Source organism: Curtobacterium sp. BRD11 (assembly GCF_031844345.1).
GTDB lineage: Bacteria > Actinomycetota > Actinomycetes > Actinomycetales > Microbacteriaceae > Curtobacterium.
This window is the reverse complement of the sequence record NZ_JAUZUZ010000003.1, coordinates 164,371-190,650: the sequence shown is the minus strand read 5'-3', so window position 1 is coordinate 190,650 and position 26,280 is coordinate 164,371. Positions and strand designations below refer to the sequence as shown.

Annotated in this window: 24 protein-coding genes; 15 read left to right on the top strand and 9 right to left on the bottom strand. The window is 71.6% G+C overall.

Translation table 11 applies throughout. From position 1 onward, the window contains the following. Positions 1-106: 106 nt before the first annotated feature. Entirely contained in the window at positions 107-949 is an 843-nt protein-coding gene (locus tag Q9R28_RS08805; protein WP_066653078.1) for an NAD(P)H-binding protein, read from the top strand. A gap of 207 nt (positions 950-1,156) precedes the next feature. Here Q9R28_RS08805 and Q9R28_RS08800 read toward each other — a convergent pair whose 3' ends face one another. From Q9R28_RS08800 to pepN, 3 genes are all read right to left on the bottom strand, one after another. Beyond that, positions 1,157-1,567: a globin gene (locus tag Q9R28_RS08800; protein WP_066657907.1), complete on the bottom strand. Its 411-nt coding sequence runs from the start codon at positions 1,565-1,567 to the stop codon at positions 1,157-1,159. A 44-nt stretch (positions 1,568-1,611) separates the two neighbouring features. After that, on the bottom strand, positions 1,612-2,697 hold the full coding sequence (locus tag Q9R28_RS08795) for a mechanosensitive ion channel domain-containing protein (RefSeq protein WP_311205908.1): 1,086 nt from the start codon (positions 2,695-2,697) through the stop codon (positions 1,612-1,614). Positions 2,698-2,778: 81 nt separating this feature from the next. Further along, the gene (gene pepN / locus Q9R28_RS08790) at positions 2,779-5,358 is read right to left on the bottom strand and encodes an aminopeptidase N (RefSeq protein WP_251159830.1); all 2,580 of its coding nucleotides are present in this window, start codon (positions 5,356-5,358) and stop codon (positions 2,779-2,781) included. Between the two features lie 120 nt (positions 5,359-5,478). Between pepN and Q9R28_RS08785 the strand changes: the two genes are divergently transcribed. Beyond that, positions 5,479-6,123, top strand: coding sequence for a DsbA family protein (locus tag Q9R28_RS08785; RefSeq protein WP_066653084.1), 645 nt, complete (start codon positions 5,479-5,481; stop codon positions 6,121-6,123). A 91-nt stretch (positions 6,124-6,214) separates the two neighbouring features. Here the strand turns inward: Q9R28_RS08785 and Q9R28_RS08780 are convergent, their stop codons facing one another. Further along, positions 6,215-6,742, bottom strand: coding sequence for a GNAT family N-acetyltransferase (locus tag Q9R28_RS08780; protein WP_251159829.1), 528 nt, complete (start codon positions 6,740-6,742; stop codon positions 6,215-6,217). Between Q9R28_RS08780 and Q9R28_RS08775 the strand changes: the two genes are divergently transcribed. The 3 genes from Q9R28_RS08775 to Q9R28_RS08765 are packed head-to-tail and all read left to right on the top strand — an operon-like array spanning position 6,741 to position 8,841. Continuing rightward, positions 6,741-7,394 carry a helix-turn-helix domain-containing protein gene (locus Q9R28_RS08775; protein ID WP_251154768.1) on the top strand — a complete coding sequence of 218 codons (654 nt, stop codon included), beginning with the start codon at positions 6,741-6,743 and terminating at the stop codon, positions 7,392-7,394. The genes Q9R28_RS08780 and Q9R28_RS08775 overlap by 2 nt on opposite strands. Positions 7,395-7,404: 10 nt before the next feature. After that, entirely contained in the window at positions 7,405-7,893 is a 489-nt protein-coding gene (locus Q9R28_RS08770) for a ribose-5-phosphate isomerase (RefSeq protein ID WP_251154769.1), read from the top strand. 18 nt (positions 7,894-7,911) lie between these two features. Next, a complete protein-coding gene (locus Q9R28_RS08765; RefSeq protein ID WP_311205907.1) occupies positions 7,912-8,841 on the top strand; it encodes a DNA-formamidopyrimidine glycosylase family protein in 930 nt (309 codons plus the stop codon). A gap of 46 nt (positions 8,842-8,887) precedes the next feature. Here Q9R28_RS08765 and Q9R28_RS08760 read toward each other — a convergent pair whose 3' ends face one another. Both Q9R28_RS08760 and Q9R28_RS08755 read right to left on the bottom strand, forming a co-directional pair. Further along, complete coding sequence (locus Q9R28_RS08760) at positions 8,888-10,366, bottom strand: amidohydrolase family protein (protein ID WP_311205906.1); 1,479 nt, start codon at positions 10,364-10,366, stop codon at positions 8,888-8,890. Continuing rightward, complete coding sequence (locus Q9R28_RS08755) at positions 10,363-11,016, bottom strand: FMN-binding negative transcriptional regulator (RefSeq protein WP_066653091.1); 654 nt, start codon at positions 11,014-11,016, stop codon at positions 10,363-10,365. The genes Q9R28_RS08760 and Q9R28_RS08755 overlap by 4 nt, the downstream gene beginning before the upstream one ends. A 33-nt stretch (positions 11,017-11,049) precedes the next feature. On the opposite strand from Q9R28_RS08755, the gene Q9R28_RS08750 reads away from it, so the two are divergent. The 4 genes from Q9R28_RS08750 to Q9R28_RS08735 all read left to right on the top strand — a co-directional run bounded on the left by Q9R28_RS08750 (position 11,050) and on the right by Q9R28_RS08735 (position 15,800). Further along, positions 11,050-12,456: a serine hydrolase domain-containing protein gene (locus tag Q9R28_RS08750; RefSeq protein WP_311205905.1), complete on the top strand. Its 1,407-nt coding sequence runs from the start codon at positions 11,050-11,052 to the stop codon at positions 12,454-12,456. A gap of 94 nt (positions 12,457-12,550) precedes the next feature. Next, the gene (locus Q9R28_RS08745) at positions 12,551-14,167 is read left to right on the top strand and encodes a sensor histidine kinase (protein WP_251154774.1); all 1,617 of its coding nucleotides are present in this window, start codon (positions 12,551-12,553) and stop codon (positions 14,165-14,167) included. 60 nt (positions 14,168-14,227) lie between these two features. After that, positions 14,228-14,890, top strand: a complete 663-nt coding sequence (locus tag Q9R28_RS08740) for a response regulator transcription factor (protein WP_066653098.1) — start codon at positions 14,228-14,230, stop codon at positions 14,888-14,890. 22 nt (positions 14,891-14,912) lie between these two features. Beyond that, a complete protein-coding gene (locus Q9R28_RS08735) occupies positions 14,913-15,800 on the top strand; it encodes a DMT family transporter (RefSeq protein WP_251154775.1) in 888 nt (295 codons plus the stop codon). A gap of 36 nt (positions 15,801-15,836) precedes the next feature. On the opposite strand, the gene Q9R28_RS08730 is transcribed toward Q9R28_RS08735, so the two are convergent. The 3 genes from Q9R28_RS08730 to Q9R28_RS08720 form a co-directional block, all read right to left on the bottom strand. Continuing rightward, positions 15,837-15,989: a hypothetical protein gene (locus tag Q9R28_RS08730; RefSeq protein WP_158407736.1), complete on the bottom strand. Its 153-nt coding sequence runs from the start codon at positions 15,987-15,989 to the stop codon at positions 15,837-15,839. A gap of 100 nt (positions 15,990-16,089) precedes the next feature. Beyond that, positions 16,090-16,407, bottom strand: a complete 318-nt coding sequence (locus Q9R28_RS08725) for a hypothetical protein (RefSeq protein WP_066653100.1) — start codon at positions 16,405-16,407, stop codon at positions 16,090-16,092. Between the two features lie 48 nt (positions 16,408-16,455). Then, positions 16,456-17,514, bottom strand: coding sequence for a LacI family DNA-binding transcriptional regulator (locus Q9R28_RS08720; RefSeq protein ID WP_251154776.1), 1,059 nt, complete (start codon positions 17,512-17,514; stop codon positions 16,456-16,458). Between the two features lie 103 nt (positions 17,515-17,617). Here Q9R28_RS08720 and Q9R28_RS08715 point away from each other — a divergent pair, with 103 nt between their 5' ends. The 6 genes from Q9R28_RS08715 to Q9R28_RS08690 all read left to right on the top strand — a co-directional run bounded on the left by Q9R28_RS08715 (position 17,618) and on the right by Q9R28_RS08690 (position 26,271). After that, on the top strand, positions 17,618-18,913 hold the full coding sequence (locus Q9R28_RS08715) for a sugar ABC transporter substrate-binding protein (RefSeq protein ID WP_251154777.1): 1,296 nt from the start codon (positions 17,618-17,620) through the stop codon (positions 18,911-18,913). Continuing rightward, entirely contained in the window at positions 18,913-19,785 is an 873-nt protein-coding gene (locus Q9R28_RS08710) for a carbohydrate ABC transporter permease (protein ID WP_058727596.1), read from the top strand. The genes Q9R28_RS08715 and Q9R28_RS08710 overlap by 1 nt, the downstream gene beginning before the upstream one ends. Continuing rightward, positions 19,782-20,747 (top strand): carbohydrate ABC transporter permease, encoded by a 966-nt coding sequence (locus tag Q9R28_RS08705; protein WP_311205904.1) that lies wholly within the window; start codon positions 19,782-19,784, stop codon positions 20,745-20,747. Before Q9R28_RS08710 ends, Q9R28_RS08705 begins: the two co-directional genes overlap by 4 nt. Next, the gene (locus tag Q9R28_RS08700) at positions 20,747-22,126 is read left to right on the top strand and encodes a cellulase family glycosylhydrolase (RefSeq protein WP_066653108.1); all 1,380 of its coding nucleotides are present in this window, start codon (positions 20,747-20,749) and stop codon (positions 22,124-22,126) included. The genes Q9R28_RS08705 and Q9R28_RS08700 overlap by 1 nt, the downstream gene beginning before the upstream one ends. Positions 22,127-22,192: 66 nt before the next feature. Next, the gene (locus tag Q9R28_RS08695; protein ID WP_311205903.1) at positions 22,193-25,222 is read left to right on the top strand and encodes a glycoside hydrolase family 38 C-terminal domain-containing protein; all 3,030 of its coding nucleotides are present in this window, start codon (positions 22,193-22,195) and stop codon (positions 25,220-25,222) included. An 86-nt stretch (positions 25,223-25,308) separates the two neighbouring features. Next, positions 25,309-26,271, top strand: coding sequence for an endo-beta-N-acetylglucosaminidase H (locus tag Q9R28_RS08690; RefSeq protein WP_066653112.1), 963 nt, complete (start codon positions 25,309-25,311; stop codon positions 26,269-26,271). Positions 26,272-26,280: the final 9 nt, after the last annotated feature.

The window sequence follows — 26,280 nt, the reverse complement described above, 5'->3', positions numbered from 1 at the left end:
CGCCGCGGCACTGCCGATCCCTGCACGGTCGCGCACGAGCCCTCGTCCGTCCACACCTCCGACGGGCACCCGGTCAACGCCGTGAGCGGCATGGTTGGGTTGCGTCATGCACGTCTTCCTCACCGGCGCATCCGGGTACATCGGGTCATCAGTCCTCCGCGCACTCCTCGCCCACGGGCACCAGGTCACCGCGGTCGTCCGTTCCGACCAGAAGGCGCAGGCGGTCCGTGACGCCGGCGGCCAGGCGGTCGTCGGCGACCTGTCCGACACCGAGCTCGTGCGCCGACTCGCGCATGAGAGCGATGCCGTCGTCCACACCGCGTCGGCCGAGTCGGTGGACCCGGACTTCACGGCGACGGTGACCGAGGCGTTCTCGGGGACGTCGAAGCCGTTCGTGCACACGGGCGGCATCTTCACGTTCGGCGACTCGACCGACATCTCGGAGCAGTCGCCCGTCGACCCGCCGGAGCTCACGGCGTGGCGCGCCCCGATCGAGGCGCGGGTCCGCGCGAGCGACGCACGGACGACGATCGTCGCACCGGGCATCGTGTACGGCCGTGGCGCGGGCATCCCGGCGATGTTCGTCGGCGACGGGGAGCACGAGGTCCGGCTGGTGGGCGACGGGTCACAGCGGTGGACGACGGTGCACGTCGACGACCTCGGCGAACTGTACGTCCTCGCCGTGCAGCGCGGGGAGCAGGACGGCTACGTCGTCGCCGCGACCGGTGACAACCCGACCGTGCGCGAGATCGCCGAAGCGGGCGCGCACGGGTCGCCGGTCGTCGCCGAGAGTGCCGACGACAGTCGGGAGCGGCTCGGTCGCGCGTACGCGGACGCCCTGCTGCTGCACCAGGAGGCGTCGGGCGCGCACGCGCGCGCCGCCTTCGGCTGGAACCCGACCCGACCAACACTGGTCGAGGACCTCGCCAGCGGGTCCTCCGCCCGCTGAACCCAGGTGCGGGGCGGACGGGAGGCCCGTGGCGGCCCCGCCACGGGCCTCCCGTCCGCGTCCCGCCCGGCAGCGACCGCCACAGGACGAACCCGCTGTCCGGCTCGGCATCGAGCGGACCAGCCGGATACCGAGCGGACCGGCCGGCTACCGAGCGGACCGGCCCGGGTTCGAGCGGACCGGCTCGGCATCGAGCGGCGAGGACGCTCAGTCGAACGTGTTCGTCATCGCGTGTGCCGCCCGGTCGAGGTACGCCCACAGTTCGGCCTCGTCGAGGGGCGCCAACCCCAGCGACTCGACGGCCTCGTGCATGTGGTGGAGCCAGCGTTCCCGGGCTTCGGAGGTGATGCGGAACGGGTTGTGGCGCATCCGGAGCCGGGGGTGCCCGCGCTCCTCGCTGTACGTGCCGGGGCCGCCCCAGTACTGCTGCAGGAACGCCGACAGCCGCCAGATCGCACCGTCGAGGTCGTCAGCCGGGTACATCGGCCAGATGACCTCGTCCTGCTGCACCCCCTCGTAGAAGCGTCGGACCAGCCGGTCGAAGGTGGGAGCACCGCCGATGCGTTCGTACAGGGAGCCGGTCGCGCTGGCGCCGTGCTCGCCGACGCGGAGCGTGATCGGCTGCGCCGGTACGCCGCCCCGGTCCGGAGGGGTGAGGTCGCTCACTGGTGGTCCTTCCCGGGGTCCTGGCCGCGGTCGGTGTCGTCGGTGCGGATCGCCCGTCCGAACAGGTTCCCACGCTTCCCACCGCGCGACTTCGTCGGTGCGGGCGTCGGCTGCGTCCGGACCGACCGGAGGCCGTTGATCGAGGTGGCGTTCTCCCACCCCTCGGGCATGATCATCGCCATGGCGGGCAGTGTGACGCCGAGCTCGTCGACGGCGCGCTTCAGCCGCACGCGCATCTCGCGCCCGACGACGTCGAGCTCGGACGCGCGGGTCTTGACGACGAGACGGAACACCATCCCGGCGTCGGAGATCGACTGGAGGCCCCAGATCTCCGGCTTCTCGACGATCCGCTGACGCCAGCGCGGCTCCTGGGACATCGTCACCGCGGCACGGAGGAGGGCGTCCTGCACGGCGTCGATGTCGGTGTCGTACGGGACGGTGATGTCGACCAGCACGCGCGACCAGCCCTGGGAAAGGTTGCCGACGCGCAGGATCTGCCCGTTCGGGACGAACCACAGGATGCCGTTCACGTCGCGGATCTGCATGACGCGGAGTCCCACGTTCTCGACCACGCCGGTGGCCTGCCCGGTGTCGACGACGTCCCCGACGCCGGCCTGGTCCTCGAGGATCATGAAGACGCCGGAGAGCAGGTCCTTCACGATGCTCTGCGCACCGACGGCGAGGCCCGCGGCGATCAGCGAGGCGCCACCGACGATCCCGACGGCCGCGCCCTGCCACACGGCGGTGACGATGACGATCAGCGCGATGACCACGACGACGACGGTCGCCAGGTTCTCGAGCACACTGCCGAGGGTCCGGGTCCGTTGCACGACGCGGGCGGTCTGCACCGGCGAGGCGATGAGCGCCTGGGTGTCGTCGACGTTCTGGCGGCGCTTCGCCCCGTTGACCACCTGGTCGACGACGCCCTTGATCACGCGCCGGAGGATCAGCCGCAGGACGATCGCCGCGATCACCGTGATGACGATCGTGATCGGTGCTTGCCAGGTGTCGACGAACTGGGTGAATGCGTTCGACGCCCACTTCGAGACGTCGTCGGTCGTGTTCGCTGCCGAGTTCATCATCCGGACGATGCTAGAGGGCGAGGCCTCGGCGACCCTTGAGGATCACCGAGGCCCCGCCCCTGCACTGCCGTCGGACGACGATCAGGCGTCGGCCGCCTGGACCCGCAGCGCGCGCTCGGTACCCGCGAGGTTCTCGGACACGATGCGGCGGAGCGCCGGGGTCTCCGGGTGTGCCTCGAGCCACGCGTTCGCGGCGTCGCGGAGCTCGACCGACGCGAGCGGCGCCGGGTAGAGGCCGCTGACGATCGTGTCGGCGATGTGGTAGCTCCGCTCGGCCCAGATGCGGGTCAGCACGTCGAAGTACCGCGACACGAGCCCCTCGAGGACGACCGGGCTGTTGGTGTGCTGGAAGCCGACGGTCGTCTGGCGGACGATGGCGTTCGGCGCCTCGGACGAGTCGACGAGCGACGAGAACGCCGCGAGCTTGCCCTCGGCGGTCGGGATCGTCGCCCGCGCCCGCGCGGCGGCCTGCTCGCCCGAGGCCGTCTTGTCGGCGGCGAGCTCGGCGTCGACCTCGGCGTCACCGGCAGCACCTGCGAGGACGAGGCCCTCGAGCAGCTCCCAGCGCAGGTCGGTGTCGATCTCCAGGCCCTGCAGTGTGACGGACCCGTCGCGCAGGCCCTGCAGGGTCGTGACGTGCTCCGGCGTCGAGGCGATCTGCGCGAAGAACTTCACGAACTGGAACTGGGCGTCGGACCCGGCCTCGGCCGAGGAGGCCAGCTGCCAGAGGGTGTCGCCCACGGTGCGGACGGTGGCGTCGACCTTCGCCGGTGCCACGTAGCTCCGGGCGGTCAGCAGCAGCTGCGAGAGCGTGGTGCGGATCGTCGTCGACTCGGTCTCGGTCGCGATGTTGCCGAGCACCAGGCGGACGTAGTCGCTCGCGGGCGACTCGGCGTCGCGCGTAGCGTCCCACATCGCGCCCCAGACGATGGAGCGGGCGAGCGGGTTCGCGATCGCGGCGAGGTGCTCGATCGCGGTGCGGCGGGACTGCTCGTCGAGACGGATCTTGGCGTACGCCAGGTCGTCGTCGTTGAGGAGCACGAGGTCGCCGCGGTGCACGCCGACGAGCTCGGGGACCTCGGTGCGGGCACCGTCGACGTCGATCTCGACGCGGTGCGTGCGCTCGAGCTTGCCGCCGGCCGACGCGGTGTCGGCACCGAAGGGCGCCGACTCGTCCGTCGTGAAGCCGTAGACGCCGATCGCCAGACGGTGCGGGCGGAGCGTCGGGTGGTCGGCCGGAGCCTCCTGCAGCACGGCGAAGGACGTGATCACGCCGGACTCGTCGACCTCGATCTCGGGGCGCAGCGTGTTCACGCCGGCGGTCTCGAGCCACAGCTGCGACCACTCGGACAGGTCGCGGCCGCTGGTCGCCTCGAGCTCGACGAGCAGGTCGCGGAGCTCGGTGTTGCCGTGGTGGTGCTTCGTGAAGTAGGCCGAGACGCCCGCGAAGAACGCGTCGATGCCGACCCACGCCACGAGCTGCTTGAGGACGGAACCGCCCTTGGCGTACGTGATGCCGTCGAAGTTGACCTGGACGTCCTCGAGGTCGTTGATCGTCGCGACGATCGGGTGCGTCGAGGGGAGCTGGTCCTGGCGGTAGGCCCAGGACTTCTCCATCGCCTGGAAGGTGGTCCACGCCTCGGTCCACTCGGTGGCCTCGGCCGTGGCGATGGTCGACGCCCACTCGGCGAACGACTCGTTCAGCCACAGGTCGTTCCACCACTTCATGGTGACGAGGTCGCCGAACCACATGTGCGCGAGCTCGTGCAGGATCGTGACGACCCGGCGCTCCTTGATGGCGTCGGTGACCTTCGAGCGGAAGACGTAGGTCTCGGTGAAGGTCACGCAGCCCGCGTTCTCCATCGCGCCGGCGTTGAACTCCGGCACGAAGAGCTGGTCGTACTTCTCGAACGGGTACGGGACGTCGAACTTCTCCTCGTAGTAGGCGAAGCCCTTCTTGGTCGTCTCGAACACGTACTCGGGGTCGAGGTACTCGGCGAGCGAGCGCCGCGCGAAGACGCCGAGCGGGATGGTCCGGCCGTCGCGGCTCGTGAGCTCGTCGCGGACGACCTCGTACGGGCCGGCGACGAGCGCGGTGATGTAGCTCGAGATCGTCGCGGTCGGGCTGAACGCCCACGTGGCGATCTCGCCGTCGACGTGGGGCTCGGGCGTCGGGGAGTTCGAGACGACCTGCCAGCGCGACGGTGCCGTGACGGTGAAGGAGAACTCGGCCTTGAGGTCGGGCTGCTCGAACACCGCGAACATCCGGCGCGAGTCCGGGACCTCGAACTGGGAGTACAGGTAGACCTCGTCGTCGACCGGGTCGACGAAGCGGTGCAGGCCCTCGCCCGTGTTCGTGTACATCGCGTCGGCGACGACCACGAGCTCGTTCTGCTCCTGCAGGTCGTCGAGCTGGATGCGCACGCCGTCGTTCACCGCGGCGACGTCGAGCGCCGAGCCGTTCAGGGTGATCGAGTGCACGGTCTTCGTGATCGCGTCGATGAAGGTCGAGGCACCGGGCGTCGCGGTGAACCGGACGCGCGTGGTGCTGCCGAAGGTCTCGGCCCCGCGGGTCAGGTCCAGCTCGACGTCGTACGTCTGCACGTCGACGATCGCGGCGCGTTCCTGGGCTTCGGTTCTGGTGAGGTTCTCTCCGGGCACGGACGCTCCAACTTCGCTTGCGGCGCGGACGATCGATGTCCGCGGTGAGGGGATCCCGGCAGGCGTCGTGCGCCGTCGGGACGATGGGATCAGCCTAGCGAGCGCGCGTACGCTCGCAGCGTGACCGAGACGACTGTGGACAACACCGAGACCGCCCGCACCGCCGTGGAGTTCTGGTTCGACCCGAACTGCCCGTGGGCCTGGATGACGAGCCGCTGGGTCGGCGAGGTCGAGCGCCAGCGCCCGATCGACGTGACCTGGAAGGTGATGAGCCTCTTCGTCCTCAACGAGGACCAGGACATCCCGGACGATTACCGGGAGCGCATCCACACGGGACAGCTCTACCCGCGCATCGTCACCGCCGCGCTGCTCCGCCACGGCCAGGACGTCGTCAAGCCGCTGTACGACGCGCTCGGCGAGCACGTCCACCACCGCCAGGAGTCCGACCCCGACCAGGTCGTGCCCGCCGTGCTCCGCGAGCTCGACCTCGACGAGGACCTGCTCGAGTACGCGTGGACCGACGAGGTCGACCAGGCCGTCCGTGCGAGCCACCAGGACGGCATCGACCGGGTCGGTCAGGACGTCGGCACCCCGGTCATCGCCGTCGAGGGCACCGCGTTCTTCGGCCCGGTCATCTCCCCGGCGCCGAAGGGCCAGGAGGCGCTCGACCTGTGGGACGGCGTCGTCGCCGTCGCGAAGGTCCCCGGCTTCTTCGAGCTCAAGCGTTCGCGGACGGTCGGTCCGATCTTCGACACCGTCGAGTAGCCCGGCCGGCGTCCACGACGCGACCGGTGGACGGACGGACGGGAGGCGCGGTGCGGCTCCGCCCCGCGCCTGCCGTCCGTCCGACGCCCCGTCAGGACAGGGGCAACCGCATCAAGGTCAGGTCGAGCCACCGGTCGAACTTCCGCCCGACCTCGGGCAGCACGCCGACGGTGGTGAAGCCGAGTCGCTCGTGGAGGGCGATCGAGCCGGTGTTCGTCGAGCAGATGCCCGCCATCAGGACGTGCACGCCGGCCGAGCGGGCGTGCGCGACGAGCGCGTCCATGAGCACGGTGGCGATGCGCCGACCGCGGAACGCCGGGACGACGTAGACGCTGTGCTCCACGGTGTGCCGGTACCCCTGGTGCGGCCGGAAGGCGCTGTAGGTGACGTACCCGGCGACGGCGCCGTCGACCTCGGCGACCAGGACGGGCAGCCCGGCAGCCCGGCGCTCCGCGAGCCAGCCGTCGAAGTACTCCCGCGGGTGCGGCTCCTCCTGCCAGATCGCGGTCGAGTGCAGCACGGCGTCGACGTGCAGGGCGTGGACGACGTCGAGGTCACGCGGCTCGCAGTCGCGGACCGTGACCGAGGACGCCGACTCCGTCGCATATGCTGTCGCCATGTCTCAGATCGTAGACGACTTCTCGGCGACGGTGGAACCGGTCACCGAGCACCCGGACGACGCCGACCAGCGTCGCCTGGGGGAGCGACTGCAGCGCCTCCGCACCGAGCGGAAGTGGAGCCTGACCGAGCTCGCCGAGGAGTCCGGTGTCTCCCGCGCGATGATCAACCGCGTCGAGCGCGGGGTGTCCAGTCCGACGGCGACGATCCTCGGGCGGCTGTCCGGGGCGTTCGGACTCACGATCTCGCAGCTCCTCGACGAGGCACTCGACCACGAGGTGCCCAGGGCGACCGACCCGGACGAGGCGCGTGGCGTCCAGCGCGGGGTGACCGCCGACTCCTGGACCGATCCCGAGACCGGGTACCGCCGTCGTCCGGTCTCGAGTGCCGACTTCCCCGCGGACGTCACCGAGGTGCGCCTCCCGGCCGGTGAACAGGTGGCGTACCCGGCGTCCGCCTACGCGTTCCTCCGGCACTGCATCTGGGTGGTCGACGGCGTGCTCGAGGTCGTCGTCGGCGACGAGCCCACCCGGCTCGGTGCCGGCGACCGCATCGAGCTCGGTGAGCCCGCCGACGTGGTCTACCGGAACCCCGGCGCGGAGCCCGTGCGGTACGTCGTCGTGGTGGTCCGGGCCCCTCGGGGCCGGGAATAGGATCGGAGCCATGCGCATCCACCTCGGAACGGACCACGCCGGCCTCGAGTTCACCAAGACCCTCGCCCAGCACCTCACCGAGGCGGGGCACGAGGTCGTCGACCACGGGCCGACCGAGTACGACGCGCTGGACGACTACCCGTCGTTCTGCATCAACGCCGCGCACGCGGTCGTGCAGGACCAGCGCGCGGGCGTCGAGGCGCTCGGCGTCGTCTTCGGCGGGTCGGGCAACGGCGAGCAGATCGCCGCGAACAAGGTGGAGGGCATCCGCGCCGCGCTGGTCTGGAACGAGTCGACCGCGCTCCTCGCCCGCCAGCACAACGACGCGAACGTCATCTCGATCGGCGCGCGCCAGCACACCGAGGAGGAAGCGATGCGCTTCGTCGACCTCTTCGTCGCCGAGCCCTTCTCGGGCGAGGAGCGTCACGCTCGCCGCATCGCGCAGCTGGCCGAGTACGAGACGACGGGGCACATCGCCGGTCGGCAGATCGACGAGTAGTCCGGGTAGACAGGACCGATGCCAGAGGGTCACTCCGTCCACCGCATCGCGAACCAGTTCTCCCGGCACTTCGTCGGCAAGCGCTGCGAGGTCTCCAGCCCGCAGGGGCGGTTCGCCGCCGGTGCCGCCCAGCTCGACGGCAAGCGCATGGTCGCCGCCCGGGCCGTGGCGAAGCAGATGTTCCTCGAGTTCGAGGACGACCTGTTCCTCCGCGTCCACCTCGGGCTCTACGGGGCGTGGGACTTCGCGGGCGTGATCTCGTCGGCCGAGGCGCTGTCCGAGGACGGCGACGGCGAGGAGTCGCTGTCGTCGATCGGCGCCCCGCGGCTCGCCCGGTACCGGATGGCCGAGCAGGAGAAGTCGGAGGACCCGATCGAGTCCTTCCCACCGGACCCGGTCGGCCAGGTGCGCGTCCGCATCCTGACCGAGGACACCGTCGCCGACCTCCGCGGACCGACAGCCTGCGTCGTCGAGGACCCGGCCGGGGTGCAGCGCGCGCTCGACAAGCTCGGGCCGGACCCGATCAACGACGACGGCCCGGAGGCCGAGCAGACCTTCGTCGACAACGTCCGGAAGCGGAACGTCGCGATCGGGCAGCTGCTCATGGACCAGGCCGTCGTCGCGGGCATCGGCAACATCTACCGGGCCGAGCTGCTCTTCCGGCAGCGCATCGACCCGTACAAGCCCGGCAGGAAGATCACTGTGAAGCAGGCGAAGGCGCTCTGGCAGGACTGGTCGAAGCTGCTGCACGCGGGGGTCCGTGACGGCCTCATGCTGACGATGGACGACCTGTCCGAGGCCGACCACGCCAAGGCGGTGCGCTCGCGGAAGGACCGCCACTGGGTGTACCACCGCGAGGGGGAGCCCTGCCGGGTGTGCGGCACCGAGATCCGGATGGCGGACATGGCCGGACGCAAGCTCTACTGGTGCCCGAAGGACCAGGAGTAACGCCGGGGACCAGGAGGAGCCAGGGGACGAGGAGGCGCCGGGGCCGCTACAGGTCGCGGTGCGTGAACCGTCCCGCGATCGCGGTCCCGAGCACCTCGGCGTGCCGCAGCGACGCCGAGTCGGCGACCGCCAGCGGGTCCGCGGCGAGCAGCACCAGGTCGGCGACGTCGCCGACGGACACCCCGACCCGACCGCCCTCGGTCGAGCCGCGCCACGCGGTCAGCGCCGCCAGCCGCTCGGACGGGTGCCACGGTGTGCGTCCGTCGCGGTCCCGCCCGACCGCGGCCGCCATCGACACCCACGGGTCGAGCGGCGCGACGGGAGCATCCGACCCGAGCCGGAGCTCCGCACCGGCCCGGTGCAGCGACGCGAACGGGAAGGCCCGGTCGGTCATGCCCGCCCAGTACCGGTCCGCGATGTCCCGATCGTCCATCGCGTGCTCGGGCTGGACGGACGCAGCGACCCCGAGCCGGGCGAACCGGTCGACGTCGGTGTCGACGAGCAGCTGGGCGTGCTCGATGCTGCCCCGCGCGCCCACGGCCTCGAACACGTCGAGCGCCAGGGTGTTCGCCCGGTCGCCGATCGCGTGCACGGCGGGGACGAGTCCGGCGTCGACCGCGCGCCGGACCATCGCGACGAGATCCTCGAACGGGTACGCGAGCACCCCCTCGCCCGACGTCAACGCGGCGGTCCGGGTGCCGAGCGAGCCGTCGGTGATCACCTTGAACGGACCCGTCCGGACCAGGCCACGGGTACCGTCCACGACGTCGCCGGTCCGGAGGCCACGGGCGATCGCCGCGTCGAGGCCGCCCGGGTACACCCCGCAGTCCACCCGCAGGCCGTCGGTGCCGGCGCGGACCCGTCGCGTCCAGCGGTCGAGTCCGGACACCATCTCGAGGTCGACGACACGCGTCACGCCGCGGGCGGCCGCTGCGTCGACCGCCTCCGCCGCCCAGTCGTCGAGCACGTCGTCCGGCACCCGGGACAGCACCGCGGTCACGTCGAAGGCGTCCTGCTCGCGCAGGACCCCGTCGTCCCCGGCGGCGAGCGGCCGTCCGACGAGCGCCGAGCAGTGGGCGAGCGCGAGCGCGTTGCACCACACGGCGTGCAGGTCGGCGCTGATGACGACGACCGGGAGGCCCGGTGCGGCACCGTCGAGCAGCTCGCGTCGTGCGGGGCGCGGCCAGGTCCCGTCGCGGTAGCCGTGGCCGACGAGCACCAGGTCCGACACCCCGGTGCGCGCGACCGCGGCGAGCGCCTCGGCCGTCGCCTCCGCCGACGTGCAGGCGGACACGTCGACGCGCCGGCGGACCAGGGCCCACTGGTCGAAGTGCACGTGGTGGTCGACGAGCCCCGGACCGAGCCACGCGCCGTCGGTTTCGACGACGTCGGTGTCGGCGCCCGTGGGCGGGTCGAGCGTGCCGGCGGGGGCGACCGCGTCGACGCGGCCGCCGACGATGCGGACGTCGCACGGCGCGCCGGAGGTGCCCACCCGGCGGACGGTGCGGAGCAGGACGTCGGTCACGATGCCTCCCGGTCGTCCCGGCGCGCCACCTGGGCGCGCTCGACGGCGTCGGCGAGCGCTGGCGAGGCGTACGGGCCGTCGCCGCGGAGCCCGGCGACGATCCGCTCGACGACCTCGGGAGCCTTGTTCTGCGAGAGCTTCGCGCGGGCGTCGAACCGGGTGACCCGGATGCGGATGCCGACGGTGCCCTTCGCCGCGCGGCGGGCGGTCGCGGGGTCGACGTCGAGGGACACCGGCTCGGGCATCACGCGCTCGAAGTGGTCGACCAGCTCGCCGAGCACCCGGAAGTTCTCCTCGTCGGACAGGATCTCCGGCGTGCCCCAGCAGTGCGCCGTCACGTGGTCCCAGGTCGGGACGAACTGCTCCGGTGGGTACCAGGCGGGGGAGACGTAGCCGTGCGGGCCCTGGAACACGACGAGGACCTCGTGCTGGCCGAGCTCGTGCGCGACCTCGTCCGGTCGGCCGACGTGCGACACGAGGACGAAGGCGTCGGGATCGTCGTCCGGTCCCGGCGCCTCGAGCAGGAACGGGTAGTGCGAGGCGACGAGCCCCTGGGCGGTGTGCGACACGATCGTCGCCCACGGGTGCCCGTCGATCAGACGTCGCACCTCGTCGACGTCGGTCATGAGGAAGTGGGGTGTGTGCCGCATGCGACGAGCGTGGCACATGCGAGGCTGGTCGGCATGGAGAAGCGCGCCGCGTACGAGTCCGTCCTGCCCTACGTCCGTGAGTGGATCGACTACAAGGTGTGGCAGCTCCGGCTCCCGGGCGTGCAGGTCGCGATCGGATTCGAGGACGAGGTGCTGTTCTCCGAGGCCTGGGGTCACGCGGACGTCGAGGCCGGACGGCGCCTGACGACCACGGACCTGTTCCGGATCGCGTCGCACTCGAAGACCTTCACCGCGACCGCGCTGCTGCAGCTCGCCGACGCCGGCGCGCTGCGGCTCGACGACACCGTCGGGTCGTTCGTGCCCGCCCTCGTCGACGCCGGGTCGCCGATCGCCGACGCGACGGTGCGCGAGCTCATGGAGATGGGCGGCGGTGTCGTGCGTGACGGTGCCGACGGCGACCACTGGGCGCTCGACCACCCGTTCCCGGACGCCGACCAGCTCGTCGCGCTCGTGGTCGAGGGCGGCGCGAAGGTCCCCGTCGGCTCGGCCTTCAACTACTCGAACCTCGGCTACGGCCTGCTCGGACTCGTCATCGAGGCCGTCACCGGCACGACCTACGCCGAGCACGTCCGGCGTGCGATCGTCGAGCCGCTCGGACTCACCGGCACCGGGCCGGAGTACGACCCGGCGCGCGAGGACGAGTTCGTCGTCGGCTACACGGGCCTGCACACCGCCCGCACCCGCCAGCGTGTCCCGCACGTCACGACCGGGGCGCTCGCCGCGGCGACGGGCTTCCACGGCACCGCGTCCGACCTCGTCCGGTACTTCTCGGCGCACGTGCCCGGCCGGGGTTCCCTGCTGTCCGACCACGCGAAGCGCCTGGCGCAGCGGAAGGCCTGGAGCGCGCTCGACACCGATCCGGCCGCGCGCGGCTACGGCGCGGGCTTCATCGTCGACCGGATCGGCGGGCGCGAGGTCCGTGGGCACTCCGGCGGCTTCCCCGGACAGATCACCCAGACGGTGTTCGACCCGGCGTCGTCGCTCGTCGTCTCCGTCCTGACGAGCAGCGCGACCGGCCCGGCGGGGATGCTCGCGACGGGCATCGTGCACCTGCTCGACGCCGCGGCCGACGAGCACGCCCCCGGCCCGGAGCTGCCCGCAGATGTCGACACCACGCGGTACACCGGACGGTTCACGACCTTCGAGGGGATCACCGACGTCGCACGGGTGGGGGACCGGTTGCTCGCGATCGACCCGACGCAGCCGGTGCCGACCGAGTCCCCGGTGCGCCTGGGCGTCGTCGACGAGGACACGCTCCTGATGGCGGCGGGGAACCGCTTCGGCTCGGTGGACGAGCGGATCACCTACGCGCGCGGCGAGGACAGCACCGTCGTGTCGTTCCGCGGGGACAGCGGCATGACGCACCGCCCGTGGTCGGTCCCCGAGGAGTCCCCGGAGGTCGCCGCCGCCCTCGTCTGACGGCGCGACGGGCACAGGGGGTGGGGACAACCCCACCCCCGATCCGGGAGACGGCAGGATGGGACGCGGGGACGGGCTCCGTGAGGCTGGACCCATGACCGACACCGACCGCCTCGACCAGGCCGAGACCGTCCCGCTGGACGACCATGCCGCCGATCGTGCACAGACCGTCCCGCTCGACGGAGCCGTGCCCCAGGGAGCCACGAAGCCGATGCCCGAACAGCCCCGCACGCCCGACGGCGGCCCGTCCTCGGCGCCCTCGGGATGGGGTGCGACACCGACCACGGGGCGGGCGTCCGCTCCGGGGGAGCAGCCCTTCGCCCCCGCGGGTGCAGCGGCGCAGCCGCCCTTCGCCGCCGCGGGTGCGCCGGGCAACGGGGGTGGTGCCGGCTCCGGCATGACCGCCGGTCGCTTCTACCGCGAGGCCTGGCGTCGCCTGCCGCGCGACTTCGGCTACATGGCGCTGACGGCCGTGCTGCTCTGCACGCTGTACGCGGCGTTCCCCGCGGCGCTGTTCGGGCGGGGCCTGCGCGACCTGTTCAACCCGTTCGTGCTCCTGATGTTCTTCATCGCGCTGTTCGTGGCGCGGTGGCTCGGCCAGTTCGAGAAGACCCGCATCGGGTGGGCAGACCCCCGGCCGATCCGTCCGGTGGACTGGACGCCGCGGTGGCAGCAGAACTGGTGGACGCGCACCGGGTCCGCGGTGGCGAACCCGCACTACTGGCTGTACCTGCTGCACGCGGCCGTGGTCTACCCGCTCGCGGCACTCGTGACCGTGGGAGCCGGTGTCGTGCTCCTCGCCGGGTTCGCCTGGCCGTTCGTGGTCGCCGTCGCCTGGGGCTTCCTCGGCGTGGGCGGCATGTACCTGCCCAGCTCGGACAGTGCCGCGCTGCTCGCGATCGGACTCCTCAGTCTGCTGTCGATGGCCGCGTCGGTGGCGCTCCTGCCCCTCTGGGCACGTGGCTCCGTGCTCGCCCACTACTGGATCGACCTCGGTCTGCTCGGTGGCTTCCGTGCCGAGCAGCTCGAGCAGCGCGTCGCCGGGCTGCAGGCCTCCCGCGCGGGTGCCGTGACGGCCGAGGGCCAGGCACTGCGCCAGATCGAGCGAGACCTGCACGACGGTCCGCAGCAGCGGCTCGTCCGGCTCCGCATGGACCTCGCCGCTGCCGAGCGCGCCTTCGACCGCGACCCGGAGAAGGCGAAGCGGCTCATCGGCGAGGCGACCGAGCACGCGCAGGACGCCCTCGACGAGCTCCGCGCCCTGTCCCGCGGCTTCGCACCGCCGATCCTGCTCGACCGCGGACTCGTGGCAGCGCTCGAGGCACTGGTCGCCCGGACGCCGATCCCCGTCGGGCTCGACGTCCGCCTGCCCGAGGGGCTCGAGCTCGCGACGGAGATCCAGCGCAACGTGTACTTCACGGTGAGCGAGCTCCTGACGAACACGACGAAGCACGCCGGTGCCTCGACGGCCGGCGTGTACCTCGGGCTCATCGTCGACGCCTCGGGCCTCTGGTACCTGACGGTCAGCGTCACCGACGACGGCCGTGGTGGCGCACGACCGCAGGAGGGCCACGGCATCGAGGGCCTGATGGGTCGGATGCGCGCCCTCGACGGCGAGCTCGTCGTGAACAGCCCCGAGGGTGGTCCGACCGAGGCCACCGCCCGGATCCCGCTCGGAGCCCTGAACGGCGTCCCCGTCGTCCGCGGGTGACGGCGTCGGGAGCGGCCCGGCGCCACGGTCGGCGCACCCGCTCCCACTAGGCTGGTCGGCATGAGCGACGGCCCGGGTGCAGCACGCATCCGGGCCGTCGTCGTCGACGACGCGGTGCTCCTGCGTGAGGGGCTCGCCCGCGTGCTCGACGAGGCCGGCATCGACGTCGTCGGCCAGTACGCCGACGCGGACGCCTTCCTCGCCACGCTGCCCGACGGTGCCCCCGACGTGGTCGTCATGGACGTGCGGATGCCGCCGACCTTCACCGACGAGGGTGTGCGCGCCGCCGTCGCCACCCGCCGCGTCGCACCCCGCACCGGGGTCCTGCTGCTGTCCCAGTACGTCGAGGCCACCTACGCCGAGGACGTCCTGGCCGCCGGGGCGACCGGCATCGGGTACCTGCTCAAGGACCGCGTGACCCGGCTCGAGGAGATCGACGACGCCGTCCGGCGCATCGCCGCGGGCGGCACCGTGCTCGACCCCGAGGTCGTCACGCAGCTCATGGGTCGCCGGCGGGACCCGCTCGCCGCCCTGACGCCCCGCGAGCGCGAGGTCCTCGGGCTGATGGCCGAGGGGCGCACGAACGCCGCCATCGCCCGTGCGCTCGTGATCGGCACCGGAGCCGTCGAGAAGCACGTGTCGAGCATCTTCGGCAAGCTCGCCCTGGAGGACACCGGTGAGGACCACCGCCGCGTCCTCGCCGTGCTCGCGTACCTCGGCTGACCCGACGCATGGCGACCGCACCGTGACCCGCGTCCCCGCACCGGTGCTCGCCCTCGCCGCGATGCTCTCGGTGCAGATCGGTGCCGCGCTGGCGAAGACCCGCTTCGACGAGGTCGGGTCGGTCGGTGCCGCTGCGCTCCGGCTCGTCATCGGTGCGCTCGTGCTCCTGCTCGTCGTGCGCCCGCGCGTCCGGCACTGGACCCGCGGGCAGTGGACGGCCGCGGTGCTGCTCGGCCTCGCGCTCGGCGGGATGAACGTCTTCATCTACGTGGCCTTCGCGAGCATCCCGATCGGCGTCGCCGTGACGATCGAGTTCCTCGGACCGCTCACCCTGTCGCTCGCGCACACCCGACGGTGGCGGGACGTCACGTGGGCGGTCCTCGCGCTCGCCGGGGTCGTGCTGCTCGGTGTCGGTCCGGCCGCGGTCACCGCGGTCGGTGGCGTCGTCGCCGCGATCGCCGCTGCCGCGTGCTGGGCGGGCTACATCGTGATGAACCGGCGGGTCGGTGCCGCCATCCCCGGGGTCGACGGGCTGGCGGTGTCGATGGTCGTCGCGATGCTCGTGTCGCTGCCGACCGGACTCCGTCCGGCCGTCGACGGCGTGGTCGGGGACCCGTCGCTGCTGCTCGTGTTCGCGGGCGTCGCGCTGCTCTCGACCGTGCTGCCGTACGCCCTCGAGATGCTCGCGCTCCGCCGGATGCCCACCCGGGTGTTCGGTGTGCTGCAGAGCCTCGGTCCGGCGATCGCGGCCCTGGCGGGCCTCGTGGTGCTGCACGAGGAGCTCGCGGTGCAGGAGGTCGTCGCCCTGGCCTGCGTGAGCGTCGCCAGCGTCGGGGTCACCCTGTCGGCGCGACGCGGTCGCGCGCGACCGGACGCGGGTCGGACGGGAGGCGCGGGGCAGGTTCCCTGACGTCGGGGACGTCCGTCGTGCCTCCCGGCCGACCGCCTACTCGGCGCGCAGGAAGTCCGCGTACGTGGGTTCCGACTGCACACCCGACAGCAGGGCCGGATCGTTGATCCGGCGCTCGACGTAGGCCGCGATGACCTCCGGCGGGGTGAGCACGTGGGCGACCCAGGACGGCACCTCGTTCCTCTTCACAGTGCCTCCTCTCGTCGGGTCGTGGCCGTCGAACTTCTCGATGATCGTGTAGTTCGACGAAGCGGTACGGGCAGAACGATCCTCGTGATGCGGGTGGAAGTCAATGCGGTGCGTTCCCCGGATGCCGTGGGTCGGCGCGGAGCGTGCGGTGCTTCACGGCCGACCGCCAGACCCAGGCGTCGGCCTGCTGCCCGAACTGCGCCCACTCGACGAGCACGGCGTCACGGGTCCAGCTCTTCGCGAAGCCCTTCACGCGGATGTGGAACGTGGGGAACTGGATCCACGCCCACACGGGTGCGGGGGTGACCGCGTGGCAGACGTCGGGCCCGCGGGCATCCTCCGACAGGGAGTAGGCGCGCGGGCGTTCGACCTCCGGGTGTTCCGGGGGCTGCCACCGGTTCTCGCGACGCCGTCCCACAGGGGTATTCGAACGTGTGTTCGAACCGGCGTCAAGTCGGCCGCGCGGTCAGCGTGGGGATCGGCCGCCGTGCGGGCGTGTCGGTGCGCGACCGGTGGAGTCGCGCACGCTCAGGGTCAGCGAGGGGCCGGGGCGTGAGGGCAGGACCGCGCCCGAGTCGATCTGCTCGCGCAGGAGCACGGCGGCCCGCTGCCCGAGCTCGACCGTGTCGCGGGTCAGGGACGTGATCGCGGGTCGCACGAGGCGGATCATCGCGGAGTCGTCGAACGAGACGATCGACACCGCGTGGGGGACCGCGATCCCCATCTCGCTCGTGACGCCGAGGCCGGCGACGGCGAGCACGTCGTTGTCGTACACGATCGCGGTCGGCCGGTCGGTGCCGGACAGCAGCGTCCGCGTCGCACGGGCGCCGGCCTCCGCCGAGTAGTCCGTCGGGATCGACACTGTCCGCTCGAGCCCCTCGGTCGCGGCGAACGTCTCGAGGCGCGCCGTGCGCATCGCCGTGTGCTCGAACTCCGGAGGACCGGCGACGTGGGCGATGCGGCGGTGACCGAGGGCGTGCAGGTAGCGCAGGACGGTCTCGGTGGCGTCGGAGTCGTCGATCCAGACGCTCGGCGCCGCACCCGCCGGTGACGGGTGGGATCCGACGACGACGGCCGGCATCCCGAGCTCGGCGAGCAGGGCCAGGCGGTCGTCGTCCTGTCTCGGGTCGATCACGACGACGCCGTCGACCCGGTGGCCTCGCCACCAGTCCCGGTACGTCTGGAGCTCCTCGTCCGCATCCCGCGCCACGAGCAGGGTCATGCCGACGTGGGTGCCCGCGAGACCGAGCTGGATCCCGGAGATCAGGTCGCCGAAGAACGACTCCGTCCCGAGGGTGCGTGCGGGCCGGTTCAGCACGAACCCGATCGAGCCCGCCCGGGCTCCACCGAGCGCGCGCGCCGCGGTGTGCGGCTGCCAGTCGAGCTCGCGCGCGATCTCCTGCACCCGTCGACGGGTCTCCGGGGAGACGCCCGGTCGGTCGTTGAGCGCGAACGACACCGCGCTGATGGACACGCCGGCTCGGGCGGCGATGTCGGCGATCGTCGTCCGACGCTTCGGTTGCACGGGGTTGACTATAACGCTTTAGTCCCGCACAGTGGCACGCAACCCGGTTGCAGCACACGACGGCTGAACCGCTTGAGCAGGATGACGAAGGAGTCACAACGCCATGAGGACCACACCACGACCGACGAGGGGCCGCGCGGCAGCGCTGCTCGCGACCGCGGCGGCCACCGCCCTCGTCCTGACCGGCTGCTCGAGCGGCAGCAGCGGCGCGACCGGCGGAGGGAACGGCAAGGTCGAGGGCACCATCACCCTGCAGACCTGGGCGCTCACGCCGACCTACACGGACTACCTGCAGGGCGTCATCGACGGCTTCGAGCAGGAACACCCCGACGCGAAGGTGAAGCTGCAGGACCAGCCGGGCGACGGCTACGCGGACAAGGTGCTCAGCCAGGCGTCGTCGAACTCGCTGCCGGACGTCATCAACCTGCCGCCGGACATCGCGCTGCCGCTCGCGAAGCGCGGGTTCCTGCAGGACGTCTCGAAGGACGACAGCACGCTGAGCAGCACGTACGTCGCCGGCGCGCTCGACTCGTACGAGTACAAGGGACTCGACGGCACCTACGGCTACCCCTGGTACCTCAACACCGACGTCGACTACTGGAACTCGACGATGTTCGCGAAGTGCGGGCTCGACGCGAACGACCCGCCGAAGACCACCGACGAGCTGTTCACGCAGGCGAAGACCATGCACGAGAACTGCCCGGACGACTACCTGATGAGCCGGAAGCCCGGGCTCGGTGACTTCACGCTCGCCGGCGTCAAGGTGGTCAACGGGGACGGGACGAAGTTCACGTTCGCGGACTCGTCGAAGGCCGCCGACCTGATCGACCGGTACAGGACGGCGTACCAGGACGGCTACATGCCGTCGAACGTCCTCAACAGCGACTACCTCGGCAACTCGACGCTCTTCACGCAGGGCAAGGTCGCCTGGACCACCGGTGGTGCGACCGCGCTCGCCGACATGGAGAAGAGCAACCCGTCGCTCACGGGCAACGTCACCGTCAGCCCGGCGCTCGACACCCCGCCGCTGTACGTGCAGGGCCTGTCGGTGTCCAGCAAGTCGAAGCACCTCGCCACCGCCGAGGCGTTCGCGCAGTACATGACGAACGCGAAGAACCAGGAGGCGTTCGCCCACCAGGTGAACATCTTCCCGTCGACCGTCTCGTCGCAGTCCGACCCGTACTTCTCGAAGGACGACGGAACCGTGAACGGCAAGGCCCGCGTGCTCGCGAACGAGGCGCTCAAGGAGGCGAAGGTCCTCAACCCGGTCGAGGCGAACTCCGCGATGACGGACTTCCTCGACCAGCAGATCGCCCTCGCCATGAAGGGGCAGGTCTCGCCGGAGAAGGCCCTGCAGACCGCGCAGGACAAGATGAACTCGCTCCTGGCCAACGGCTGATGCGCGCCAACCGCTGGTTCACGCCCTGGCTGCTCGTCCTGCCGGCACTCGTCTGGCTCCTCGCGTTCAGCCTCTGGCCGTCGATCAACACCGTCCGGTTGTCGTTCACGAACGCCAGCCCGCTCGGGGGCGTGAGCCAGTGGGTGGGCGTCCGCAACTTCCAGACCCTGCTCGCCGACCCGCAGGTGTGGGAGGCGTTGCTCAACAGCGTCATCTACATGGCGATCTGCCTGCCGCTGCTCACCGTCCTGCCGCTGCTCATCGCGGTGCTCGTGCAGCAGAAGCTCCCCGGGATCGCGTTCTTCCGTACGGCGTACTACACGCCCGTGATCGCCTCGGCCGTCGTGGTCGGGCTCATCTGGACGTGGATCCTCGACGACCGCGGCGTGGTGAACGAGATCGTGAAGGCGCTCGGTGGCGCGGGCATCCCGTTCCTCACCGACCGGTGGCTGCTGCTCATCAGCGCGATCAGCCTGACGGTCTGGAAGGGCCTCGGCTACTACATGATCATCTTCCTCGCGGCGCTCGGGAACGTCGGCAAGGACCTGCACGAGGCCGCCGCCCTCGACGGTGCCGGGTCGGTCCGCCGCTTCTGGTCCGTGACGATGCCCGGTGTCCGCGGCACCATGACGCTCGTCGGCATCCTGGTGTGCGTCAGCGCGCTCCGCGTGTTCAGCGAGCTCTACATCCTCACCAACGGCACCGGCGGACCCGGCGGGCAGGACAACTCGCTCGTCATGCTCATCCAGCAGTACGCCCGCGGCTTCACCGGCAACCTCGGCTACGCGTCCGCGCTCAGCCTGCTGCTCTTCGTGGTGACGCTGGTGCCGATGCTCGCCCTGGCGCGCATGAACAGCAAGGCGGACAAGTGACGAACACGACCAGCACCACGGAACCCGTGATCGGGGGCGCCGCCGGCGCCGCCGCACCCGCACCGGACGTGACCGGCGCGACGGCACGCGGACGCGCCTCCGGACCGACACCGCGGAAGCGGCGCCGGGTCTGGGGCGTCATGTCCACCCGCGAGAAGGTCGTCCGCTACGTCCTGCTCGTGGTGGTCCTCTTCATCACGATCGGCCCGTTCCTCTGGCAGTTCTCGACCTCGCTCAAGGGTGCGGGTGAGGACATCTACACCGCGAACCCGTCGTTCATCCCGAGCGAGCCGACGTTCGACAACTACCTCAAGGTGGCGGCGGCGATCCCGGTCTTCCGGTACATCGGCAACTCGCTGCTCGTCGCCGCGATCGACGTGTTCGGCAACATCGTGTTCGCCACCCTCGCCGGGTTCGCCCTCGCCCGCCTGCAGTGGCGCTTCCGGAAGCTCGTGCTCGGCCTCTTCCTGGCCACCCTGGTGCTGCCGGGCGAGGCGACGATCATCAGCCAGTTCGTCACGGTCAAGGACCTCGGGCTCGCCGACAACCTGGTCGGCGTCGCGCTGCCGGGCATGATCGCCGCACTCAACGTGCTGCTCATGTTCAACGCGTTCCGGCAGATCCCCGAGGAGATCGACCAGGCCGCGGTGGTGGACGGCGCGAACGCGATGCAGCGCCTCCGGTACATCTCCCTGCCCGCCGTGCAGGGGACCATCGCGGTGATCGCGATCTTCTCGTTCATCGGTGCGTGGGACGACTTCCTCTGGCCGCTCATCGTGCTGCAGTCGCCCGAGAACCTCACGCTGACGGTGGGACTCCAGTACCTGCAGGGCACGTTCGCGACCGACCAGCGCATGATCGCCGCCGGCACCATGATCGCCTTCATCCCGATCGCCGTGATCTTCGCCGTCCTGCAGCGCTTCTTCTTCAAGGGCGTCGAAGAGGGCGGGGTGAAGGGCTGATGCGCTTCGGTGTCAACCATACCCCGTCGGTCGGCTGGTTCCACTCGTGGCTCGACTTCTCGCCGGCGGACACCGCGCGGGACATGGAGCAGATCGCCTCGCTCGGTGCCGACCACGTGCGGATCTTCCCGCTGTGGCCGGTCGTCCAGCCGAACCGGACGCTCATCCGGGAGGCGGCGTTGCGCGACGTCGCCACCGTCGTCGACATCGCCGGCTCCTTCGGGCTCGACGTGAACGTCGACGCGCTGCAGGGGCACCTGTCGAGCTTCGACTTCGTGCCGTCGTGGCTCGACAGCTGGCACCGCCGGAACATGTTCACCGACCCGGACGTGGTCGCGTCGACGGCCGCGTACGTCGAGGCACTCGCCGCGGCGGTCGCCGACAAGCCGAACCTGCTCGGCATCTCGATCGGCAACGAGGTCAACCAGTTCGCGCACGCACCGCACCCCGCACCGCACGACATCACCGCGGAACAGGGACACGCGTGGGCCGCGGCGATGGTCGCGGCGGCGCGGCGCGGGCTGTCCGGTGGGTCCACGGTCGGGTCGTCGGCCGGCCGGGAGGCACCACCCGCGTCCGCCTCGTCGGCTCCTGCCGCCCCCGGGTCGCGTCCTGCGCCGCTGGTCACCGTCGCGCAGTACGACGCGGCCTGGTACGACGACACGCAGCCCTTCGGTCCGGCCCACGCGGCGGACCACGGCGACGCGACGGTCACGCACTCGTGGGTGTTCAACGGGTCCGCGGCCCTGCACGGCGCACTCGGCGCCGGGTCGGTGCGGCACGGGGAGTACCTGCTCCAGCTCGCCGCGGCCTGGAACCGTGAGCCCGGTCGACCGAACTGGCTGCAGGAGGTCGGCGCCCCGACGAACGTCGTCGACCCGGCCGACGCCGCCGCGTTCACCGACCGGACCATCCGGCACGTCGCCGGCGCCCAGGACCTGCTCGGGGTGACCTGGTGGTGCTCGCACGACGTCGCACGGTCGCTCGCCGACTTCCCGGAGCTCGAGTACGACCTCGGGCTGTTCACGAACGACGGCCGGCTGAAGCCCGCGGGCGAGGCGTTCGCCGCCCTGGCCCGGACCGGTCTGCCCGCCCCCGCGGCGCCGCCGACCACCGCGGTCGTGCTGGACGACGTGCTCCCGGACGGCTCGCCCCGGTACGGGGTGCGTGCGGACTGCGCCCCCGGTGGCCGGTTCGCGGCCGCGTGGCTCGCGTGCGCCGAGTCCGCCACGGACGGCCGCGGACCCCAGGTCGTGCTGCGCTCCCGGCTGCCCGACACCGCGCACACCGCGGCCAGGGGCATCAGGAGCACCGTGGAGGTGCCGGACGACCTCGCCGGCACCGCGCTGTCGATCGCCCACCCCGCGACGATGCCCTGACCCCGGCCCACCACGGCCCACCGCCCCGCCCGACCACGCCCCGATCCGTCCACCCGGAAGGACCCCATGCACGACGACATCCCCCTCACCACCGGACGCGCCCGACGGGTCCTCCACGAGCGGATCCTGCCCGCGGTGCACGCGACCGCGGTGCCGCTCGGAGCCGCCTGGCACGAGCTGCCCGGTGAGCCGGTCCCGCCCGCCGCCGGTCTGCAGCTCGACTTCACGCCGTACGAGGTGGGGACGCCGTGGGGCGCGGCCTGGGGCACGACGTGGTTCCGGCTGTCCGGCACGATCCCGCAGGAGTACGCCGGGCAGCGCGTGGAGGCGGTGATCGACCTCGGCTTCGACGAGAACATGCCCGGGTTCCAGTGCGAGGGGCTCGTGTACCTGGCCGACGGCACGCTGGTGAAGTCGATCAACCCGCGGAACCAGTGGGTGCTCGTCACCGAGCGGGCCGAGGGCGGCGAGACCGTCGAGCTCTTCGTCGAGGCCGCGTCGAACCCGGTGCTGCTCGACTACCACCCCTTCCTGCCGACGCAGGAGGGCGACGTGCAGACCTCGTCGTCGAAGCGGCTGTACACGAGCCGCCGGATGGACCTCGCGGTGTTCGCGTCCGAGGTGCACGACCTGTCGCTCGACCTCGAGGTCCTCCTCGAACTCCAGGCCCAGCTGCCCGACGGCCCGCGGCGGATGCGGATCCTGCAGGCACTCGACGACGCCCTCGACCGGCTCGACCTCCAGCACATCGTCGGGACGGCAGCGGACGCCCGCGCCGCACTCGCCGACGTGCTCGCCGCGCCCGCAGCGGCCTCGGCGCACACGATCTCAGCGATCGGGCACGCACACATCGACTCCGCGTGGCTGTGGCCCGTCCGCGAGACGATCCGGAAGGTCGCCAGGACGACCTCGACGATGACCGAGCTCATCGACCAGACCGACGACTTCCTCTACGGCATGTCGAGCGCGCAGCAGTACGCCTGGATCAAGGAGCACCGGCCCGAGGTCTACGCGAGGGTGCAGGCCGCGGTCGAGGCGGGTCGCTTCCTGCCCCTCGGCGGCATGTGGGTCGAGTCCGACACCGTGATGCCGACGGGCGAGAGCATCGTGCGGCAGTTCTCGCAGGGACAGCGGTTCTTCGAGCGGGAGTTCGGCATCCGGCCGAAGGGCGTCTGGCTGCCGGACAGCTTCGGGTACTCGCCGGCGCTGCCGCAGCTCATGCGCCGCGCGGGCTTCGAGTGGTTCTTCACCCAGAAGATCTCGTGGAACCAGGTGAACAAGTTCCCGCACCACACCTTCCTCTGGGAGGGCATCGACGGGTCGCGGGTCTTCTCGCACTTCCCGTCCATGGACACCTACAACTCCCGGCTCTCCGGGGAGGAGGTCGCGAAGGCCTCCCGCCAGTTCCGTGAGAACCGCCTCGCCACGGGGTCGATCGCCCCGGTCGGGTGGGGTGACGGTGGCGGGGGCACGACGCGCGAGATGACCGGCACGGCCGAACGCCTCGCCGACCTCGAGGGCAGCGCGAAGGTCCGGTGGGAGCACCCGGACGCGTTCTTCGACCGGGCGAAGTCGGAGCTGCCGGACCCGCCGGTGTGGGTGGGGGAGCTGTACCTCGAGCTGCACCGCGCCACGCTCACCAGCCAGCACCAGACGAAGCAGGGCAACCGCCGGTGCGAGCAGCTGCTCATCGAGGCCGAGCTCTGGGCCACGACCGCCGCGGCACGCACCGGGTTCGTGTACCCGTACGACGAGCTCGACGCGCTCTGGCAGCAGGTCCTCCTGCAGCAGTTCCACGACATCCTCCCCGGCACCTCGATCGCCTGGGTGCACCGCGAGGCGGTCGCGAAGTACGCGGAGACGGCCGCAGCCCTGACCGCGATCATCGAGGACGCGCTGTCAGCACTCGCCGGCCCCGGGACGGAGACCGTCGTCGTCAACCCGGCCCCGGTCCTCCAGGCCGGTGCTCCCGCGCAGGGTGCGCTCCCGGCGACCGACGTGCCCACCGCGGAGCCGGTCTCGCTGGCCCGGCAGGACGGCGGGTACGTGCTCACCAACGACCTGGTGCGGATCGTCGTGACCGCACAGGGGCTCGTCACGAGCGCCGTCGACCTGGCCACCGGACGCGATGCGATCGCCCCGGGGCAGGCCGCGAACCTGCTGCAGCTGCACCAGGACTTCCCGAACATGTGGGACGCGTGGGACGTCGACCGGTACTACCGGAACCGGGTCGAGGACCTGGTCTCCGTCGACTCGCTCGACGCATCGGTCGACGCCGCCGGGATCGCGCGCATCGTCGTGTCGCGCTCGTTCGGGGACTCCACCGTCACGCAGGAGATCGTGCTCGCGCCCGGTTCCCGCACGCTCGAGTTCGACCAGACGACCGACTGGCACGAGACCGAGAAGTTCCTCAAGGTGGCGTTCCCGCTCGACGTCCGCGCCGAGCACACGGTCGCCGAGACGCAGTTCGGCGCGCAGAAGCGCGTCACGCACACGAACACCTCGTGGGAGGCCGCGAAGTTCGAGACGTCGATGCACCGCTACGTGCTGGTGGAGGAGCCCGGGTTCGGGGTCGCCCTCGTGAACTCGTCCATCCACGGCTTCGACACCACCCGTGACGCCGTCGACGGCCACGTCACCACCACCGTCCGGCTCTCGCTGCTCCGCGCACCGCGCTTCCCCGACCCGGAGACCGACCAGGGCGTGCAGACCCACCGGTACGGCATCGTCGTCGGGACGGACCAGCTCGGCGCGACCGCGGCCGGCATCGTGATGAACGCCCCGGCACGGCGCATCACGGGCGCCCACGGGTTCGAGCCGCTCGTGCAGGTGTCGGGCGACGTCGTGCTGTCGAGCGTCAAGCTCGCCGACGACCGCTCGGGCGACCTGGTCGTCCGCGTGTACGAGCCGAGCGGGCGGCGGGGGACCGGCGGCATCGCCGTGGCCGAGCCCGGCGTCTTCGGCGACCCGGTCGAGGTGACGCTGCTCGAGGATGTCGACGACGCCCTGCCGGGCGTCGCCGCGCTCACCGACGGTGTCGCGGCCTTCCCGGTCGACGCGTACGAGGTCCGGACCTTCCGCTACCCGCGCGCCTGAGACCCCCGCCGCCGGGGGTTCGGGATCCCCGGCGGCGGTCCCCGGTCGGCACCGGTCGACCGGGCCACCACTCGATGAGGAGTGACATGAAGCAGTCCGTGAAGATCGGCATCGTGGCGGCGCTCGCCGCGATGCTCGCAGCACCGATGGTGCCGGCCGCAGCGTCGGCGGCACCGTCCCCGACCGGCCTCTCCCACGGGGTCGGCGCGTACCACGGCGTCGGCCACGGGAAGCAGCCGCACGACGTCCCCACGAAGGACGGCCCGACGAGCATCGCCTACGTCGAGGTCAACAACGACCAGCTCGCGAACGTCGGCCGCTACCGGCTCGCGAACGGCGCGAACGCCTTCGACGTGGCGATCATCTTCGCCGCGAACATCAACCGCGACGCGGACGGCAACGCGGTGCTGTACGCCAACGAGAACGTGCAGCGCACCCTCGACGACGCCGCCACGCAGATCCGGCCGCTGCAGGCGAAGGGCATCAAGGTGTCGCTGTCGATCCTCGGCAACCACCAGGGCACCGGCATCGCGAACTTCCCGACGCAGGCCGCCGCCGAGGACTTCGCGGCACAGGTCTCCGCGACCGTCGCGGAGTACGGCCTCGACGGGGTCGACCTCGACGACGAGTACTCCGACTACGGCACGGACGGCACCCCGCAGCCGAACCAGCAGTCGATCGGCTGGCTCGTCAGCGCCCTGCGCGCCGACATGCCCGACAAGCTCGTCTCGTTCTACGACATCGGCCCGGCGTCCGACGCCCTGTCGTCGTCGAGCAGCGCGATCGGCTCCCAGCTCGACTACGCCTGGAACCCCTACTACGGCACGTACTCGGCGCCGTCGATCCCGGGGCTCGGCAAGGACCGGCTCTCGGCGGCGGCGGTCGACATCCAGAACACCCCGCAGTCGACGGCGGTGTCGCTCGCGCAGCGCTCGAAGGCCGACGGGTACGGCGTCTTCATGACGTACAACCTGCCGGACGGCGACGTCAGCGGGTACGTGTCCGGGCTGACGAACGTGCTGTACGGGCAGAGCACGACCCACGAGTGAGGACGACCG